Origin of the sequence: Streptomyces sp. NBC_00335, assembly GCF_036127095.1 — a bacterium.
In the GTDB taxonomy this organism is placed as follows: domain Bacteria; phylum Actinomycetota; class Actinomycetes; order Streptomycetales; family Streptomycetaceae; genus Streptomyces.
On the sequence record NZ_CP108006.1, the window covers coordinates 8614259 to 8633412 of the forward strand.

Genomic DNA, 19154 nt, shown 5'->3' on the forward strand with positions numbered 1-19154 from the left:
AACCTCGCACGCTCAAACACTTGAATTTCCGCTAGCAGAACGCAACCGGAAACGCTGTGCAGATTGCTAGGGTTCACGCGCATTGAGGGATGCCAGTTAGAGCGGCTAAATCGAGCGAAGATCATCAACAGCATCCAGAACCTGCGCCAAACCGGATCCGACTCACAACGGTTGACTTCTCTGTCGGGAAGCCGACATGAACCGAAGGGCTCTACGGCTGTAGCCGTAGAGCCCTTCGCATCTATCGTTCAGCAGGGACCATTCGAGGCAAATTTGAGAGCTAGGGACAATCCGATTTACTAGGATTCTTTTCGCGAATCGCCCATGATGTTCAGAGCTTCACGTGCCGCCGCGACGACTTCACCCCAAGCTTGAGAATGAATTATCTCTGCATCGTTTGATGCAGAAGACAAAGCAGAATCAAGCGCAGAGTTCAGGACAGTCATTGCAGAGACTTCCACGTCGTCAAAAAGAACGAATCCCAGCCTCCCGCTCGGCTCGGCCAAGACGCCCGAGTCGTCGAAAAAGTCTAGCGCTTCATCAAGGCCGGATCCACCTGAGGGTTGACGCAACCAATTCTCCTCTTGCCAATCTCTATTCCCTAGCTTGTCCAGCCAGTCAATCAGTTGCGTTCGTATCCATGGCGTCTGAAGGTCATGACCCTTAGGGGGCATTCCAAGTCCTCCACGTCTGCCACTCGCTGAGCGGAATGTGAGCCTCTACCGGATAATCCTGTATTCGCGCATTGGGGGGCAGGAGCTCACCTCCACGCCCTACGATTCTACCTCCAGAGTTAATCACTACGTGATCAACTTGTTGCGTAGCCCACTGAGAGTTGAGGTCTCCCCTGTCGATGCGAACGCTGTCTTGGCCCCTCGGGGCGCGCCACACAAAACCTGCCTTATTGTCATTCTTCTTATACTTGCTCGTCATGTGGGGCCCCGACCAGTTATTCGGGACCTTCGCGCTCCCGTACGGGAACCAACCCGGACCGACTGGCTTACCTCCGGCGACAGGGCCGCTGGGCCCCGCCTTCGCTCCTCGCAGAGCGAACGTACCTAGGCGAGCACCTCCTACGAGTGAGCCCCATCCCATTCCTTCTTCGAATGCCGAAGAGCTCAGATCGACTCCGTGATCTTCTGCCACACCCCCGAAGCATGGCTGCGTGACAAAAAGGCCCTTGTGCTCAATACATCCCCCCGTCAATACCTGAACTGCCCCCAACACTAGGCCGACCTTGAAATCTTTGTCATTCCCGTGCGGCTGCTCCACCCATTTCGTTTTGCATTCGAATCGGCCGCACGTGGTCTTGTATTGCCCCTCGGGAGCCGGCGGGGCACTGCCGCCCTGTGAGACCTTCGGTTGGCCCGGTTCGTTTCCTGGGGTGGTGTTTTCCTGTTCTGTTGTGGGCCTGGTGGGACAGTCGATCTCCGCGCACCTGCCGGTGGGGTCTGCTGTGGTGACAGGGTTGTTATTGGCATATCCGTAGCCGTTGAGCGACTGCGGAGAATCAGGCATCAACAGCGGGTCGACGCTGATGAATTGACCGATGTTGGGGTCGTATTCGCGGGCGCCGATGTGGGTGAGCGCTGTGTTGGTGTCGGCGGACTTGCCGAGGAAGCGCTTGTCGTCCGGCCAGGTGCCGACGGAGTCGCCGCGGGGCGCACCGAATGGAGTGATGTAGCGCTTGCTGACGGTTTGCTCGTCGCCGCTGTCGATGGCGACTGAGGAGGTGCCGTGGTGGTCACCGGAGAGGAAGGAGACCTTCGAGGTGCCTGTCTCGTTGCTGCGGACCGCTACGCGCTGGCCGCCGAGGGTGTAGTAGCGGTTGGCCCACTTCTTGGTGCCTTCGAGGTGGACCTCGGTGGCCCCGGCATAGAGGATCGTTTCGCCGCCGGTGTTGCGGCGGATGAACAGTTCACCGTCGGCGTCGTAGAGGTAGGTGGTGGTGTCGGTTCCCTCTGCGAGCTTGCTGAGCTTGTTCTCACCGCTCCAGGTCAGGGTTTGACTGGTAGTGGTAGTGGGTCCGCGCAGGCGCTTGGTGGTATTGCCACCGTCGTCGTAGGTGTACTGGTCCGCGACACCCGTGCAGTCGGCGTTGGCGGTGGTGGAGACGAGGGCGTGCTTGCGGGTGGTGTCGTAGCAGTAGGTGCGGTCGGTGGTAGCGGAGCTCGTGTGCGTGGTTTCCGAGGCGCGCTGGCCGCCGGCGTTGTAGGTGTAGGACTTCCAGTAGGAGGCGGGACCTCCGAGGTTGGCCGTGGTCCGGCCGATAGTGGCGCAGTCGGCGGTTTTCGGGGTCCAGGCTTCGGTGACGCGGCGCTGGCCGTCGTAGGTGAAGCACTGGTAGTCGGCCGCGCTGGCGCCACTGACCGTTGCCTTGTCGAAGATCGACTTGACGTTGCCGGCGTCGTCATGGGTGTACGTGCTGTCCTGGACGAGGCCGTGGGTCGGCTCGTAGACGGTGGTTGCCTTGAGGCGGCCCGTGCCTTCCTCGAAGGTGTTGGCGATGTCGACGTCCTTGACGCCGAGCGCGCCCGAGCGCGAGAGCTTCATCCTCTCAAGCCGGCCGAGGGGCGAATAGCCGGCGCTCTGGACGTACCCGCTGGTACCGGAGAGACCGTCCGGCAGCAGATAACTGTTGTAGTCGGTGGAGATGGTCTCCGAGGGGAGGCCGCCGGCCGCAGGCTCGGACGTGGAGGAGACGGTGCCGTCTTCCCAGAGGTTCGTGCCGTATTTGGTGGTCGCGCTGACGGCACCCGAAGTGACCAGCGGGTCGTCGGCGGGCAGCGTCAGCTCGGTCTCGCTGGGGCGGCCGAGGTAGTCGTACGCCGCGATCTTCTTGGTGTAGGCCTTGCCGGTCGTGCCGCCGACGTAGCTGGTGGCGGCGGTCGGCGCACCCCGCAGGAGAGTGTCGTAGGTCCAGGCGGCCAGCTTGTTGGCGTCCGTGCGGGAGGTCTGCCACTTGCCGGTCTTGCGACCGAGCTCGTCATAGGCGTACAGGAGCGTGTTACCACGAGCGTCGACCGTGCTGGAGACCTGGTCCAGCAACGAGTAGTTCGTGGTGGTCGTGCCACTGTCCGGGTCGGTGGCAGTGCGCTGACGGCCGAAGAGGTCGTAGGTGTACGACCACTTGGCGCCGTCCGGCCCGGAAATCGTGGCGGGCGTACCGTCACGGTTATACGCGTACTTAACGCTGGTGTACGCGGTACCGAGAGTGGCGCCGTACGCAGCGTCGTCCGGCTGCTCGCCTGAGTAGGTGCGGGTTTCTGTCGTCCGTCCCAGCGTGTCGGTGATGATACGAGCGGCCGTGCCTCCGTCAGGCGCGGAGGTGGCTACCGAGTCGCCGGTGTAGCTGGTAGTCGTGGACCACTTCTTGGCGCCGTTGACCCACAGCGCGGCGGTCGTGGGCCGGCCTGCACCGTCGAAGGTGGTCCTGGTCTGCGGGAAGGGCCCTCCGGCGGTGACGGCGTCGTAGTCACCGTCCGGCGCGTTCTTGTCGTCCCAGGCATCGGCGTACGTGTCGTAGGCCAGGCCGCGGGAGTCGTAGCGGGTGTCGGTGAGGATCCGTCCGCCGTTGGGCGAGATGGTCTGGGTCTGCAGCGGACGCAGCAGCGAGTCGGTGATGGAGTAGACGGGGGTCTGGTAGGTGGTGTTGTCGTGCTTGAGCTGGGTGACGGAGGTCCAGGGTGAGGAGCCACGCTGGAAGGAATATCCGTACTTAATGTTCGGAGACTCACCCCCGGACTGGCTGCGGTTGCCGAACCATGTACCGGTGACGCGTCCGAGAGCGTCGTACGCGCTGGTGGTGAGCTTCGAACCGGCGTCCACGGTTCTGATCACCGCACCGCGGGCGGGGTCAAAGTAGGCGTAGGTCCGGTGGGTCTGCCCGTTGGAGTCCAGCACGGGCTTGGCGCTCACGCTGGCCGTGAGTGGGCCGACGGTCGCCGGGGTGTAGGCGGTGGTGGAGGTGTTGCCTGCCGCGTCGGTGGCGCTCAGGGGCCGGCCGAGGGTGTCGTAGGTGGTGCTGGACAGCTTCTGCCAGCCGTCCGTCTCGGACGGGGTGCGCGGATTGGTGCCGTTGGCGGCGGGGTAGGCCTTGGGCCGGCCTGTCCAGGTCGCCAGGCCCTTGGTCGGGACGAGCCCGTCTTTCCAGCCGGTGACAGTGGCGTCGTCGTAGACGGTCGCGGTGTCGGAGATGACGTCACCGCGGGTGGTGAGCGAGCTGGGCAGGGTCAGCTTGTCATCGGTGACGTCGTTGCCGTCGGCATCGGTGCACGCCTGGGCCACGGTCCGGGTACGGGAAACCAGGTCGGTCAGGCCCACCGCCGGGTTGCGGGCGTACCAGGTGTTTGTACAGGTATCGTCGCCGCTCTTGTACGAGTCACCCAAGGCGTTGACACGCGTGACCATGCCATACGTGTCGTGCAGGTAGTCGGTCTGGGTCCGACGGAAGGTGTCGGAGGTGGTGAGGTAGGCGTAGCTGTACGTGCGCGAGGTACGAACCCGCGAGGCAGTGATGGTCTTGTCGACGATGGGCTTGCCGTCGCTGTCCTTTGCGACCTGACCCGCATCCGTCATCTTGTAGACGGTCTGCGTGGCTGTGTTCGTGTACCCCGGGTAGTTCAGGGAGGACCCTATGACGGTTGCGCCGTTGTAGGTGACCGTCTGGCGAAGGAAGCCGGATACCTGGTCGTAGTCGGTGTAGTCCGCGATCGCGATGGAGCCGGTGCCGTCGATGTCGATGACGGGCACCTTGTTGGTGCGGGTGACCTTCGGGTCGGCTGTCTTGTCGCCGTACATGCCCTGCATGTACACGTTGGTGGTCTTGGAGCGGTTGGAGCCGGCGCCGGTGTAGGTGGTGACCCTGCCGTATCCGCGCCAGCTGGACCAGGTGCGATCCTTCTCCTTCGTCATGGGGTCGTCGTTGTAGCGCCAGCCAGGCTTCTCGTACTCGTACGAGGTGGACACGGTGGCGGCGGTAATGGCGTCCTTGGTGGTGACGTTGGTGACGCGGTACTTGTGGAACCAGTCCAGGCGCGTATCACCGCCGTTGACCTTCCACTTAACCGGGTAGCAGGGGCGCGTGGCGTCGTCATTGTCGTCGACCGCGGTCGGCATCTTGCTGCCGCTGACACACTGCGGGTCGGAGAGGGTGACCTCGGTCGTCGCTCCGGTCTCCGAGGTGATGGTGCGGATGCGGGGACGGTTGATCGGCAGGATGTCGTCAGTCGGAACGTCGACCCGGTTGGGCCGGTTGTCATAGGTGAAGTCGACCGGGTTCAGCTTGAGGGCGGTGCCGTTCTTGCCGGTGCGGATGATCGACTTGAGGACCAGGCTCCGCTCGCTCGGGTCGTTGAGATCGACCGGAGCCGTGTACCCCGAGACGAGGGCATAGGAATCGACGTTGGTGAATGCGTCCGGCTCAAGTGCAGTGGACCACACCTGCGTGGTGATGTTTTCCAGGCGCTTGCGAGTGAAGAACGAAGGCCCCGTAGCTTTACAGTCCGTCGCGCCACCAGCGCAGATGGTGTCGAATGGTACGTCGGGCCAGTTGTCGGCCGTGTCCTCCGTGAGCGAGGAGCAGCCGGACTCGCAGCGCTCCGTATAGGTGAACTCGACCCGTCCGGAGGCGATGCCGGTGAAGAGTGCGTCAGCCCGCTGGCCGTACTTGATCTCATTCAGATAGCCGCCACGGTTGTAGCCGATAGCGGTTGTCTTGTCGCCGTTCTTCGCGTAGTAATTGGCCTCCTTCGTATACCAGTACGTGGAGGCGTTGCCCTGCAGGTCCTGAACCAGGTCGAGGTTCCAGCGCCAGGCCTGCTGAACGGCACGGCCGGAGAAGCTGCTGCTCTTCTTGTAGCCGGGCTCGCCTTCGTCGTCACCGAAGACGGGAGCGGTCCAGACCGAGTTGGTCTCAGAGCCTGCGGGCGCACCAGGAAGTTTGTTCAGGCCGAAGGTGTAGGTGGTGCCGGTGCTGGTGACTACCTTCCAAAATTCACCGTCGGTGTCTTTCGGGTCTGTGGTGATGTCGCCGTCATCGTTGCTGCCCGCACCGTGCCCGCGGATGACCTTCGTGGCGTCGTCGTTCTTCAGCCGCCAAGTGTTGCCCGTCGCGTCCGAAGGGTCCTTGACCAGTTCGTTGGCCTGGCCGTTCAGGACGAGGGAAGCGTTGTCGTACTTCCAGCACAGGTCGTCCTTGCCCGTCTGGGCGTCGTCCTCGCATGAGCCGTACTTGCGCTCGATGTAGGAAGAGGAGGACAGGTCGAAACCCTCACCGACCTGGGAACCCTGGTTGTTGGTGTTTGCAGTGAGCCCGTCGATGGAACCCGAGTCGTACGACAGGGACAGGTCCGGCACAGGGCCGGCTACCGCGGGAGGCACCGTGATCGGATAGGACCAGCTGAACCCTCCCGATGACCGGCCCGCCTGCCAGCTGGAAGAGCTGGCGAGCGGGGTGGCCTTGTAATCGCCGCCGCCCGAAGGCGAGGCGAGGGTCGTGGCCATCACCGCGAGCACGGTGGGTGCGGCCGAAGCGGCACTCATCAAGGGCGTGCTCGGGAGTCCGTCCTGAGAAGGGAGCAGGACACTGCCCGTGGCGGTCGGCTTTGCGCCGGCCAGGTTGACGTTGGCGGACAGCTCATGGCTGGCGATGTCGTTGTTGGAGGCGAGGGGTGTGGTCGTGCGGCACTCCGGCTTGTCCGGAGTGGTCAGCGCGCAACCGGGCAACGTCACCAGGCCCAGGCGGGTGGACCAGGAGCCGCCGATGGCCGATGCGAAGGAGTCGTAGTTCACCTCGACTCGTGCGGTGCCGGGGGTGGCGGCGGTGGCCGTGAGCAGCACACCGGTGATGCCGGCCTTGCGGGCCGCCTGCTGGTCCAGCACCTGCACCGTGGCCTGCCCGGAGGCGGTGGCGCCCGCGCGGGCGCTCTTGGCCGGCCGGGTGACGGCCACCAGGGAGTTGGCGGCCGGGGCGCTGCTCAGGTCGTTCTTGAGGGTGGTGGGCTTGGGCCAGGTGTTCTTCGGATTGGCCTTCGCGCGCTCGGCTTGGGCCTTGTCCTCGGCCTTCAGCTTGGCGATCAGATCGGCTGAGGCCACCGCCTTGACCGGCACCGAGTTTACCTTCGCAGGCCGGTGCTGGGGGCTCGACGGTCGGCCAGGTGCCTCTGCGGCGCTAGCGAGGGGTGCGATCGAACCGGTGACGGACAAGGCCAGGGCGAGGACTCCGATGATCGGTGTTCTCGCCAACAGACTTCTCTTTTTGGACACAAAAACTCCTGAAGCGGACGAGCCGCAAGGTAGAGGTGCGTGTGACTAGCGATGGGCACACGGAGAGGAGGGGGCGGCAGGCCGAGGTCGCGTTCTGCGACCCCGGCCGCTCAGCGCAGGCCCTGGCTGCCATCGGCCGGCGGCAGCCGTGTCTGGACTAGGTCAAGTCCTTGACCTGTTCGGCGTCATACATGGCTCCGGACCACACGCGCACGTCGTTGATCTTCCCGGGCATGAAGTGGGCCCAGGCGCCGTCGACGAAGCTCGCGCCGACCAAGAAGAAGGTGCTGTTGGACTCGGTGGCGTAGTAGGAGCCCTGCTTGGAGACCTCGTTGCCATCGACGTACAGCTTCAGCTCGTTGTCCTGAGCGTTATGGACGACGGTGACCTGCACCGATGTGTCGAACTTCGACGTGGGCGGGCTTGCCGACCAAGTGCCGCTGCCGTCGGCATTGCGGCGGCCGAAACACCATTGGCCGAACGCGGTGTCAACATTCGCACCGGTGTCGTGATCGGGGATAGGTTCGGTAGCGGTCTTCTTGAACCACAGGCCCCATGTCGCGCCGCTGTCGGCGCGCTGGCTCAGGACCTGCGCGATGTACCCGTTGGGCTTGGCGGCGAGCTTTGCCGGGTCGAGTTCGACTTCGGCCGTCGCGGTGAATGACCCCATTTCGTCGACGAGCGCGCCTGCTGCCCATGCGGCGTCTGTGGTCCCGTTGAGGACCAGCTTCCCGCCGGCGATGGTCGCTCCCGTCGACAAGGTCAGGTCGCGGTCGTAGCCGGAGGTGTCCGGCAGAACCCTTCCGGCGACAGTGTCAGGGTTCCAGCGGGCCGCGAGTTCGACCCTGTTCTGGCCCGTGGCCTTGTCGTGCATCCGCACGTCGGTGCTCAGCGATGCCGCGCTCAGGTCGGACTGCCAGACGGTGACCTCGTCGATGAGGCCGGGGAAGTCGTTCCCCCAGGCGCCACGGTCCTTATTCCGGCCGATCGTCAGGGAACCGGTTGCAGCCACGGGCTTGAAGTCCGAGGGCAGGTCGATCCCGCCCTGGTAGTCGCCGTTGACAAACAGATGCAGCCGCTTGTTCGTCTTGCTGTACACGGCGGCAACGTGGGTCCACACCTTGGGAACGGTCTTCGCCTTGGCGTTCACGACGTACTTGGTGCTGCTGGCGGTGGAGTCGTCCGTGGTGGGCAGCGAGACCGACCAGGTTCCGCCCGCGTGGTGGGTGATCGCGACGGCGCTCATGTAGTTGCCGGCCACGCCCGCCATGGTGAACGTGGTGTCGACCCGGTCGGGGCGTACCCAGCCTGCGATGGTGAAGGACTCCTGGGTGTTGATCACGGGCCCGGAGGTCGCCGCGTAGTCATCGACACCGTCGAGCCGCAGAGCTCTGTCCTCGTCATTGATGTTGGTGAGCCATCCGCGGCGACCGTCCGAGGGGCGAAGGGCACCATTGTGCAGGCCCGCCGGATTGGGCGAGAGGTCCCTGGTCGCGGTGTCTGCAGCATTGTCACCGGACATGTCGTGGAAGTTCCAGTGCGCGAGCGGGTCGGGGTCCTCGTTGACGGAGAACCGGACCAAGGACATCTGCCCCAGGCGCCCGCCGTTCACGGCGTCCACGCCCCTGACGTACAGGTTGTTCAGCCCTGCATGATCCGGGGCAATTCCGATGGAGGAGCTGGCTGTCGCCGGCACGTAGTTCCATTTGGTGTCCCCGTCCATCTTGTACATGTACTGGACGACACTGGAGTCCTCCCCGACGGCAGGACGGAAGGTGAACTTGCCCGGTACTCCGGGCCTGCCCGCGGCCGTGCAGCTGGTTGAGGTGCACTCGGTGTAGGGGCCGCCGAACGAGATCCGTGGGAGGCCGGGAGCCGACGCGTCCACCTTGAAGTAGCAGGTGACATAGTCGCTTCCCGCGGTCGCCGCTCCGGCGGCGAAGGACCTGGTCCATGTGAGCATGCGGTACGTCTTGCCGTCCTGCAGGGTCGGCATCAGTTCCGGTTCGGCGCGGACCGAGGCATTAGCCCCGTAGAAGCTGTTGCTGGGGCTGTCGATGAAGGGGCCGCTGTTGACCTTGACCCAGTTCGACCCTTCCTGCCTCTCGATGAGGAAGGCCACACGCAGCCGCGCCTCCGCCTCGCCACCCGGATAGACCTTGGCCGTGGCACGCAGATCGGGATCGGTGCGCGAGATGGTGGTCGCTTCAGCGAAGTTCTTCTCGCACGGGGTGCCGTCGATGGTCTGGCCTGTCGGCGCAGCCGGGTTGCTGATGTAGTCCACGGAGAGCGCGGCGTCGTTGCGGAAGCGCTTCCAGGCGCTCGTGTCGTACTCGTTCTGGGCCCGCAGTTCCAGAGTCAGTGGAGACTTGCCGGTCGCCCAGGCCTGGACCGTGGGTGTCAGGTTCTCGTCCGGTTCATCGGGATTGTCGTTGAACTCGATCGGCGCAGCCGGAGAGTTCGGATCGCACGCCGATCCCCGCCCCGCGGACACCGAGCGGTCGCCCATCAGGTCTGCGTAGGCCGGCTTGTTTCCCCAGGTCGTCGACTTGGTGAACTTGCCCGCCGTACGCACAAGCCACACGTTTCGCGGTTCGCACTGGAAGGCCCACGGCTCCGTGATAGTGAAGGTCGCGTCCAGGACCCTCTTCCCGCGCAGGTTGTCCGGCGTGAACTGGAAGTAGAGCCGCTGCAGGTACCCCGGGCCGCAGTAGTAGCCGGCCCACGACCCGCACTCACCCACACCCTGGCCCATGTTGTCGTCGGCGTTCTCCCAGCCGTACTTCGCGTATCCGTCGTTGCGCAGCAGAAGGCGCTCAACGTTGTAGTCCGCGTTGACGGACGGGTCGATGTACAGAGGAAAGGCCGCAGGATCCTTCTGCGCCATGAGCTCGGCGTCGGGGACCACCGTGAGGCTCGTGGCGTCTACAGCCAGGGGCAGGCTTGCCGTCTGATCGCCCTGACCAGGACCATCGAACGGTGACTCACCACCCTCTCCCGATCCGGCTGCGGGACTCGGCTCTGCAGCAGTCACCGCGGCAACGGAGTGCATCGCGGTGGAGGCCGCCTTGGCCGTTGACTGAGCAGGCGCGCTCTCCGAGCCGCTTGAGTCCCACATCAGCGCCGGCGGCGCCTCGAAGACCGTCTGACCATCACTGTTCCAAGCGGTCAGCCCGTTCTCCTTGGACCCGGAGACCTCCAGCCCCTTGGCCTTGAGAGAGAACTTGACTTCCTTCAGCGCCGGACTTGCTGCGGCCTGGGGAGTCTTGACGACGAGGACCTCACGGAAACCCTCCACCGTGGCCGTCATACGAAGGTCGACGCCCGGCAGCACCTCCGCGTAGGTGGCACTGGCCCCCTCAAGCGTCGGCTTGGGCAAGGACTTGGCCCAGCCCAGCGCGAGAGTGCGGCCTTCCCGCTCAATCTGCACCAAATCTGCCCCGGCACCACCGCCCGAGAAGCTCAGACCGACAACGGCAGCTTTCGGCCCCACCGTTCCGTCCGGACGGGTCACCAATGTTGCATCAGGCTCCACCCAGGCGCCGTCCGCGCTCTTCACCCGCACAGGCACGACCGACTGGACGAGACGGAACGTCTCCCCATCCGGGTTTGCATATGTGGTCGTGAACTCCGAACGCTCACCGATGACTTCCACGCGCCGGCCGCTTTCCGCGGCCTCCTTCAACGCCCGCTGCCCCTCAGGCAGTGGAACCTCCGACGCGGCTGCGCCGTACGCGGGCGGCAGTCCGACCAGCAGGGCCAAGCCACACAGGGCACTCAGAGCACGGCGAAGCCGTCTCCGTTCTCTTACTGACATATTCCCCACCCGAGAAAAACAACAAGGGCCTCCCCCGGGCCCACGGCAACGGCACTTAGGGCCGGACGCCAAGACTAAACATTCGATTAAAAATGATCAACACACGTTTGGGCCGAACTTTGCATTCTCGATATTCACGCAAGTGCCGTAAATGGGTATTCCAATTATTCGCTGATACTTGGGGGCGTTTTGACCTGAAATACGGCTCAGCTTGACGCCGACCCGCCCCAGGCAGGGTCGATGGCAGCAGCCTTAGACCCCGTCGTGGTGCAGAAGATTGCGAATTGGCCGTCCTGACTCTGCTCGGCGGTGAAACCGCTTCCCAAGACGCCGAAGCTGGCACGGGCGCGGCCGTCCCAGCGGGCCGGGCGGCACACGCGAACGTGCACCACGCGGCATGGCCGATCTTGCTGGACTGTCACGGAGTGGCCTTGCTGCCTCGGTCGAGATCCTTGAGGAACTGCCGTTGGCCGTCCAGGAATCCGTCCGCGAAGAGCGAGCGGGGCGCGAAGAGCGCAGTGAGCGTGATCTTGAGGTCTGACTGCTCGATGGACCGCTTGATGAGGGAATGGGTCGCGTCCGGGTAGCGCTTGGCCGTCAATGCACCGCCTGCGGCCAGTACCTCGCGGTAGACGCGCTCCGTGTCGGCGACGTCTACGTTGATGTCCTGGCCCGCGAGGGCCAGCAGCACCGGTACGCCGCGCAGGGCGCGAAGGTCTTGCGTGGCGTCCGCGGTGTAGTTCTTGGAGATGAAGCCCCAGCGATCGGCGGTGATGCCGTCCGCGTCGCCGTCCATGGCCTCGATGTACTCCTCGAAGGTCGCGTGGCGTTCCAGCAGCCGTCGGGTGGTGTCGCTCTTGGCGATCGCCGCGTCGGTACGGGCTGCTGACGCGCCGTCGGCGCGCAGTTCGGCGAGGAGGTTGTAGCGGCCTTGCTGGAGCCAGTTGATCGCGGGCGAGACGGCGATGACGAAGCTCACGGGCGTCTTGGCGGCGACCTTCGGCAGGACCCAGCCCGCCTGGCTGACGCCCCAGAGGCCGATCCGGTCGCCGTCGATGTCCGGGCGGCCGCGCGCCCAGGCTATGGCGGCGGCTGTCTCCTCGGCCCGGTCGTCCATGGACTGGCCGAGCCAGTTCCCGGGCGCACCCGCGACGCCGGGCTTGTCCCAGGACAGGGAGGCGTAGCCGGCCTTGGCGTTCGCTTCCCACATGGGCCGGTACCCGTCGTCGTGGGTGGCGTCTACGGGGCCGTCGCCGTGGACGTACACGACCAGGCCGTGGCGTTTGCGGCCGTCCTTGGGGGTGGCCAGTACTCCGTTGAGGGTGTGGCCGCCGTGGCGGATCGATACCCGCTGCTCGTCCATGGCGTAGGAGTTCTGCCACAGCACCACGCCGCCGAGACCGGCGGCCACGACCAGGACCGTGACGAGTGACCACACGGCTATGCGGAGCCCGCGCCGTCGGGGCTGGATCTTTGGATACATGGGATCTGACCGCCTCTGTTCGGGTGAGCGAGCCTAAAACTATCACCGCAAGCACGATCGTCGCGAGAATGATAGTTTTGAGTTTCGGGATGCAGCGAGAAAAGAGGGCACGGTATGGGGCTGGACACGACGGACACCGGTACTGGACCGCTGACGGTCCGGCGCGGCCTTCCGGCCGGCGCCGAGCGGCGGGCGGCCGAGCTGTACTGGGAGGCTTTCGGCCGCAAGCTGGGCCCCGCGCTGAACCCGCCGGACAAGGCGGTGCCCTTCATCGCCGCCCACCTGAACGCCGATCGCGCGGTCTGCGCACTCATCGACGGCCGGCTCGTCGGCCTCGCCGGCTACCAGATCGGCGGCCGCGCCCTCACCGGGGGATCGGCCTCCGCCGTGCTGCGCGCGTACGGACACCTGCGAGGACTGCACAGACTCCTGCTCCTCGCCCTGTTCGAACGCCACCCGGCCCCCGGACAGCTCGTCATGGACGGCATCGCCGTGGACCCGGGCATGCGCGGGCGTGGCGTCGGTAGCCTGCTCATCGAGGAGGTGGCCGCCGTCGCGGCGGAACAGCACTGCTGGGAGATCAGACTGGATGTGATCGACATCAATCCGCGCGCCAGGGCCCTGTACGAGCGGCTCGGCTTCACGGCCGTGCGTACCGCGCACACGCCCTACCTGCGCGGGCTGCTGGGGTTCGGAGCCGTGACCACCATGCGTCGCGCCGTCGCAACGAGAGGAGCACGAGAACTGTGAGCGCCGAGACGGACCACGTCGAGGTCCCCACCCGCATGCTCGTCCACGCGCTGATCCGCGAGGACGGCACCGTCGGCGCGGACGAGCTCTACACCGTCGCCAACACCCTGGGCATGAGCGACCAGCAGGTGCGGCTGTGCGTCAAACGCCTCGTGGCCGAGGGCCGGTTCACCCACGAGGGCCGTGGCCGCAAGGCGGAGCTGCACGCGACCGAGGACACCACGCGTGCTCTGGCTCCCAACGCGGACTTCCTCCGGCACGCGTTCCAGCAAGACGCCGGGCTCGCGCCCTGGGACGGCGTCTGGCACCTGGCCGCCTTCGCGGTGCCCGAATCGGCACGCACGGCCCGGGACGCCCTGCGTGAAACCCTCGTCCACCTCGGCGGAGCCCCGCTCCAGGGCGGACTGTACGTCTGCGCCAACGCCTGGGAACCGTACGTCGAAGAAGCGGCCCACCGCCTCGGCGCCCATGGCGCGCTCACCCTTCTCACTACGACCGACCTGCGCAAGGGCGACACCCAAGAGCCTGTCGAACTCGCCCGCCGCCTGTGGTCCCTGCAGGAGATCGCCGACCGCTACCACCGCCTCAGCCGCATCGCCCGGCCCCGCCTCGCCCGGCTCACCGGCCCTGCCGGACTCTCCGCGTCCGCACTCCTCACCATCGCGGTCGAGCTTGCCGCCGAACTCACCCGCGCCATGGAGCCCGACCCACTGTTGCCTCCTCAGCTCCTGCCCCAGCCCTGGCCCGGCACCCAGGCCCGAGAGCTCATCGCCCGGTGCTGGGCGGCCCTGCACGAACGAGACGGCGGCGAAGCCCGCCCGGCCCTCTTCCGCCTCTACGCCGACATCACCCGAGAAGCTGCAGACCGAGCCGCGCGCTGAAGACGGGACAGAGGACGCGCACTTTGATGCGTATCCGTTCTGGCGTCCGCCGGAGTGAGTGGTTGTGTGCCTGAATCCGTGGTTGTTGGCCGGGCACCGAGCCGGCTCACCGCACACGGCATCAACCACCGTGATGCCGTTCCGCTTGGGGCCGAGGCCTTGGGGCGCTCCTCCTCAAGATCGCTTGCTCTCCAGGCGGACGGCTGACAGAGTCCGGCAGACGGCCGCAGTCGGGCGGCGTCTTGGGGAGGGTCGCCGTGGGTGTGGGAATCGCGTTGCTGGTGTTCGGAACGGTCTCCGTGGGCTGGGGATCCGTGTTGCTCTTCAACCTTCGCGGTACGGCGGACAAGGCTGCGGCACGCCGCAACACCGGACGGGCTGTGACTGCTGCCCGGACGATGGACTTGAGCCTCACCGAGCCGTCGCAGCTCGGCCCCTGGTTCTTCCGGCTCATGGGCGGCTTCATACTTCCCGCCGGCCTGGCCCTCTGCCTCGTGGGCCTTGTCTTGACGGTCGAAGGGTGACCCACCGCTTCACGTGCCGCTGATCCGGCCGGGACGTTTGACATCGAGAGCCGCGCACCTCGTGGCCCGGGAGCCTGTCGTGGTGGTCCTACTGCCCCAACCGGCAGGCACGGGCCCGCAGGGTGCCATGCCTCGCCCTCCGGAAAGGAATGGCTGTGGCGGATATTTCGTGACGCACACGACGGCGGGGAGGGGACCGATGGTTGGCTCATGCTTGATCGCTAGTGCCGGGGCCCGGGGCCTGCATGCTTTGAGGGGGGCCGCGGTGGTGGTCGGTGAGCTGGTGCGTGCAGAAATGCGACGCGTCGATTGGGCGTCGTTGGAGTGCGGCTGCGGTGACTCTGCGGAGCATGTGCCGCTTCTGATCGAGGCGATCATCACTGCTGAGACGCCCCAGGACATGATCGGATACACCCTCGATGGCCATGTCGAGGGAAGCACGATCATCTTCGAGTGCACTCCGCCGGCGGTCGGCGTGATCATGGCCGCGCTGGCGGGCGACCTCTCCACCCTGGCACGAGAGGTGCTGCTGCAGACGTTGTCCTTCGTGGCCGCGGGTTCCTGCGACTACGGGCCGACCGCGGGAAGTGAGGGTCTGGGCGAGGGGTGCAGGCAGCACGTGCAGCAGGGGTACTGGAGGCTTGTCCAGATCGGGCTCACGGGTACTGCGGAAGACGCCGAAACAGTGGCGGACATCTGTGAGTCCTTCGGGCTCGGCGGTGACAAAGCTGTCTTCTACCAGGCCGAGCTTCGCGACCGCGTGCACGCGAAGACAAAGCGGGGCGCGTCGGCTCTGCCACGCAGTGGTGTCGGACCCGTGGCTCTGTAGGCGGATTCCGGATTCCGAGAACACCTGTTGCCCGGGGGCAGGAACGCTTCCCCTCTCCGGAAATCGATATCGCCGAGTTCAGAGAACGCCTCGATCCTTGCTTCAGGACGGTGATTGTGCTCGGCACGATGCGTCCAGGAGGACGCGGCCCTGATGAACAGCGCTGCGGGTCATGGCCGGACGGGATCGCCGCAATCCGTTCGCGTGGCATCTTCCCGGCCACGTACGGTCTGCGCATGACCAGGACCACGCCGACCAGACCGGTCTCCGCGGAGGCCGTGTTCCCGGACCTGGCCCCCTACCGGGGCCGCACGACCCGACTGCACCCCAGGCCGGGACGGCCCGGCATGCGTGAGAGCCATGTCGGCGGTCCGATGCTGTGGCCGGACGTCGAGCCGTGGCCGGTCTGCCGCGAGCCCCACCAGCCCGAAAGCGAGGGGTACGTGCCGGACGAGATCCGCAGTGCCCGGGCCGCGGGCGTCTGGCCGCGGAGCCAGCCGTGGCCGGGCTCCGGAACGTCCGGGAAAGACGGCCCGGTGCCGTTCATAGGCCTCGCCCAGTTCTTCCGCCGGGACATCCCGGCTCTGGCGGCCGGGCCCGATGGTGCTGATCTGGCGCAGATCTTCCGCTGCCCGTTCAACCACGGTCCGTACCTGGAGCGCCGTTACCACCTGCGGTGGCGGCAGGCCGCAGAGACCGAGCGCGTGGAACGCTTCCTCGCCGCCCCGCCCGAAGTACCCATGCTGCGATGGGAGCACGAACTCCCCGCGCCGTGTGTCCTGCATCCCGAAGAGGTGGACACCTATCCCTGGGCGGAGGACGACACGCTGCCGACCTCTTTGATCGCCCGCATCGACGCGTGGGACGAAGCCCAGGCGGCGGAACACGGCCCTGAGGCCCCCAGCTACCAGTTCGACCTGTCGATCCCGCCCGGCTGGCGGGTGGGCGGCTTTCCGAGCTGGGCGTCGACGGGCCCGATGGCCATCGGCTGCGAAGCCTGCGCGACCCCGATGCGGCTGCTGCTGACCGCCGACGGCTACGAGATGGACGCCGGCTCGCACAGCTGGACGCCCCTGGAAGACCGCGACCCGTCCCTACGGGGGAAGGCCTCGATCCAGGGCGGCCCGTCCGTTGCCCACCCCACCCGGCTTCGCTTCGGCCGGGACCGGGACCTGCACGTCTTCACCTGCCCGGCCGACCCCGGCCACCCGCCACAGTGGGTGCTCTCGTAGGGGATTCGGGGCTTGGGGGCTTGACCAGCGAGCCGCCGCGAGCTGCCCTGGCACGAGACACGCCGAACCCCGTTCCTGTCTCCCGCCGATATTTCCCGCAGCAGACTCTCGCGGTCGTTCCCAGAATCCGGCTTCTTGGCACGTCTGGCGGGCCTCTTCGCCTCAGGAGGTAGGCGGTGTGGAGCGGGAGTAGCGGTCCGCGAGTCGACGCAGGTGGGTGACCAGTTCCACGGGCTCGGTGACACGGAAGTCGAAGTCGAGCATGCCCAGATAGACCGCGAGGGTCTGCACTGTATCGGCGCCGGTGGTCATGACGCAGGTGTTGGCGTCGAGTGCCTCGACCGTGCCGACCGCAGGATTGATCTGCTCGATCACCGCCGCCGCCGGGGCGTGGACGGTAACCCGTGCGTGGTAGCGCCAGGCCGCGCCCGATACTCGTTGGGAGACGTACGCCGCAGCGTCGCCGCCGGGCAGTTCGCGCGGGGTGAAGCGCGGCCCGGTCGGGGTGCGGGGCTGGATTCGGTCGGCCCGGAAGGTCCGCCAGTCCTGGCGCTCGACGTCCCATGCCACCAGGTACCAGCGCTGTCCCCAGTTCACCGCCCGATATGGCTCCACGATGCGGCGGGTGGGCGAGCCGGCGTGGTCCAGGTAGTCGAAGCGCAGACGTTCCTGGTCGCGGCAGGCGGACGCCAGGGTGGTCAGTACCTCCGCGGTGACGGTCGGGGCCGGACGGTCGGCCGGCACGGCCACGGTGTACGACATGAGGGTCCGCACCCGGCGGCGCAGCCGGGAGGGCAGCACCTGCTCCAGCTTGGCGAGCGCCCGCAGGGAGATTTCCTCGGTGCCGGGGACGGTGCCCTGCGCGCTGGTACGCAGGGCGATCGTCACCGCGACGGCCTCCTCGTCGTCGAGGAGCAGCGGGGGCATCACCGCCCCGGCGCCCAGCCGGTAGCCACCGGTGGTTCCGCGTGTGGCGTCCACGGGGTAGCCGAGCTCGCGCAGTCGGTCGATGTCGTTGCGGACGGTGCGGCCGCTCACCCCGAGGCGCCCGGCCAGCTCTGATCCCGGCCAGGCCCTCGGGGTCTGCAGGAGGGAGAGCAGGCGCAGCAACCGTGCGGATGTATCAAGCATGAGGACAAGCCTGTCGTGCCATTAGGAACGTATCGTGCCTATATTGAGAATACTGTCGTACTCATGGAGAACAAGAGCAACACCGACGCCCGGATCCAGCCGTTCCGCATCGATGTCCCGCAGGCGGATCTCGACGACCTGCGGGAGCGGCTGGCACGTACCCGCTGGAGCGGCGAGATCCCCGGCGCCGGCTGGAGCCGGGGTGTGCCCACCGACTACCTCAAGGCCCTGGCCGCGTACTGGGCCGACGGTTTCGACTGGCGCAAGGCGGAGGCGGAGCTCAATGAGTTCCCGCAGTTCACCACCGAGATCGACGGCCAGAACATCCACTTCCTGCACGTCCGCTCGCAGAACCCTGCGGCCGTGCCGCTGCTCCTGCTGCATGACTGGCCCTGCTCGTTCGTGCAGTTCGTCGAGGTCATCCGGCCGCTGACGGAGGACTTCCACGTCGTTGTGACGTCCACGCCCGGCACTGGTTTCTCCGGTCCGCTCGGCGAGGCCGGTTGGAACACCGGCCGCATCGCCGGGGCGTTCGTCGAGCTGATGGGGCGGCTCGGCTACAGCACTTACGGCGTCCAGGGCACAGGTGGTGGAGCCTGGATCGCTGCCGAGATGGGGCGGCAGGCCCCAGACCTGGTCGTCGGCATTCACGTCAACGGCCTGGTCACCTTCCCCTCCGGGGATCCTGCCGAGTTCGAGGGGCTGACCACGTCCGAGCAGGAGCGGCTGGCGCGGCTGGAGGATTTCCAGCAGGACAAGATGGGCTTCAACGCCATCCAGTCCACTCGTCCGCAGACCCTCGCCTACGGACTGCATGACTCGCCGGTCGGTCAACTCGCTTGGATCGCGGAGAAGTTCAAGGAATGGACGGACCCCGCCGCCGAGCTCCCCGAGGATGCCGTGGGCCGCGACCGCCTGCTGACCAACGTCAGTGTCTACTGGTTCAGCGGCACGGCGGGCTCCTCGGCGAACTTGTACTACGAGGCGGGCCACGACCCGAGCGCCTGGGCCCCGAAGGCCCGTGGCACCGTCCCGACCGGCGTCGCCGTCGCCCTGCACACCGACATCGCCATCCGCCGCTTCGCCGAGCGAGACCACAACATCACCCACTGGACCGAGCTGGAGCGCGGCGGCAACTTCCTCTCACTGGAGCAGCCGGAGGCGTTCGTCGCCGACGTCCGCGCCTTCTTCGCCGCGCGCGGCGCCTGACACCTCAAGGTCGGTCAGCCTTGGCATCCGAT

The 19154-nt window shown here is 66.3% G+C and carries 11 protein-coding genes; 6 read left to right on the plus strand and 5 right to left on the minus strand.

The window, feature by feature from the left end; translation table 11 throughout:
• Positions 1 to 299 precede the first annotated feature (299 nt).
• From OHA37_RS39050 to OHA37_RS39065, 4 genes are all read right to left on the minus strand, one after another.
• A complete protein-coding gene (locus tag OHA37_RS39050) occupies positions 300 to 674 on the minus strand; it encodes an SCO4402 family protein (protein WP_443046279.1) in 375 nt (124 codons plus the stop codon).
• On the minus strand, positions 664 to 7110 hold the full coding sequence (locus tag OHA37_RS39055; RefSeq protein ID WP_266914014.1) for an RHS repeat domain-containing protein: 6447 nt from the start codon (positions 7108 to 7110) through the stop codon (positions 664 to 666). The genes OHA37_RS39050 and OHA37_RS39055 overlap by 11 nt, the downstream gene beginning before the upstream one ends.
• A gap of 313 nt (positions 7111 to 7423) precedes the next feature.
• On the minus strand, positions 7424 to 11029 hold the full coding sequence (locus OHA37_RS39060; RefSeq protein ID WP_266914015.1) for a LamG-like jellyroll fold domain-containing protein: 3606 nt from the start codon (positions 11027 to 11029) through the stop codon (positions 7424 to 7426).
• 472 nt (positions 11030 to 11501) lie between these two features.
• Positions 11502 to 12566 (minus strand): alpha/beta hydrolase family protein, encoded by a 1065-nt coding sequence (locus OHA37_RS39065; protein WP_266914016.1) that lies wholly within the window; start codon positions 12564 to 12566, stop codon positions 11502 to 11504.
• A gap of 114 nt (positions 12567 to 12680) precedes the next feature.
• On the opposite strand from OHA37_RS39065, the gene OHA37_RS39070 reads away from it, so the two are divergent.
• From OHA37_RS39070 to OHA37_RS39090, 5 genes are all read left to right on the plus strand, one after another.
• Positions 12681 to 13316 carry a GNAT family N-acetyltransferase gene (locus OHA37_RS39070; protein ID WP_266914017.1) on the plus strand — a complete coding sequence of 212 codons (636 nt, stop codon included), beginning with the start codon at positions 12681 to 12683 and terminating at the stop codon, positions 13314 to 13316.
• A gap of 35 nt (positions 13317 to 13351) precedes the next feature.
• Positions 13352 to 14197 (plus strand): PaaX family transcriptional regulator C-terminal domain-containing protein, encoded by an 846-nt coding sequence (locus tag OHA37_RS39075; protein ID WP_266914172.1) that lies wholly within the window; start codon positions 13352 to 13354, stop codon positions 14195 to 14197.
• Positions 14198 to 14454: 257 nt separating this feature from the next.
• Positions 14455 to 14721 carry a hypothetical protein gene (locus OHA37_RS39080; RefSeq protein ID WP_266914018.1) on the plus strand — a complete coding sequence of 89 codons (267 nt, stop codon included), beginning with the start codon at positions 14455 to 14457 and terminating at the stop codon, positions 14719 to 14721.
• A 265-nt stretch (positions 14722 to 14986) separates the two neighbouring features.
• Entirely contained in the window at positions 14987 to 15550 is a 564-nt protein-coding gene (locus tag OHA37_RS39085) for a hypothetical protein (protein ID WP_266914019.1), read from the plus strand.
• A gap of 236 nt (positions 15551 to 15786) precedes the next feature.
• Positions 15787 to 16782, plus strand: a complete 996-nt coding sequence (locus tag OHA37_RS39090; protein ID WP_266914020.1) for a hypothetical protein — start codon at positions 15787 to 15789, stop codon at positions 16780 to 16782.
• Between the two features lie 162 nt (positions 16783 to 16944).
• Here the strand turns inward: OHA37_RS39090 and OHA37_RS39095 are convergent, their stop codons facing one another.
• The gene (locus OHA37_RS39095; protein ID WP_266914021.1) at positions 16945 to 17913 is read right to left on the minus strand and encodes a helix-turn-helix transcriptional regulator; all 969 of its coding nucleotides are present in this window, start codon (positions 17911 to 17913) and stop codon (positions 16945 to 16947) included.
• 63 nt (positions 17914 to 17976) lie between these two features.
• Between OHA37_RS39095 and OHA37_RS39100 the strand changes: the two genes are divergently transcribed.
• Positions 17977 to 19122, plus strand: coding sequence for an epoxide hydrolase family protein (locus OHA37_RS39100; RefSeq protein WP_266914022.1), 1146 nt, complete (start codon positions 17977 to 17979; stop codon positions 19120 to 19122).
• The last annotated feature ends 32 nt before the right edge of the window (positions 19123 to 19154 follow it).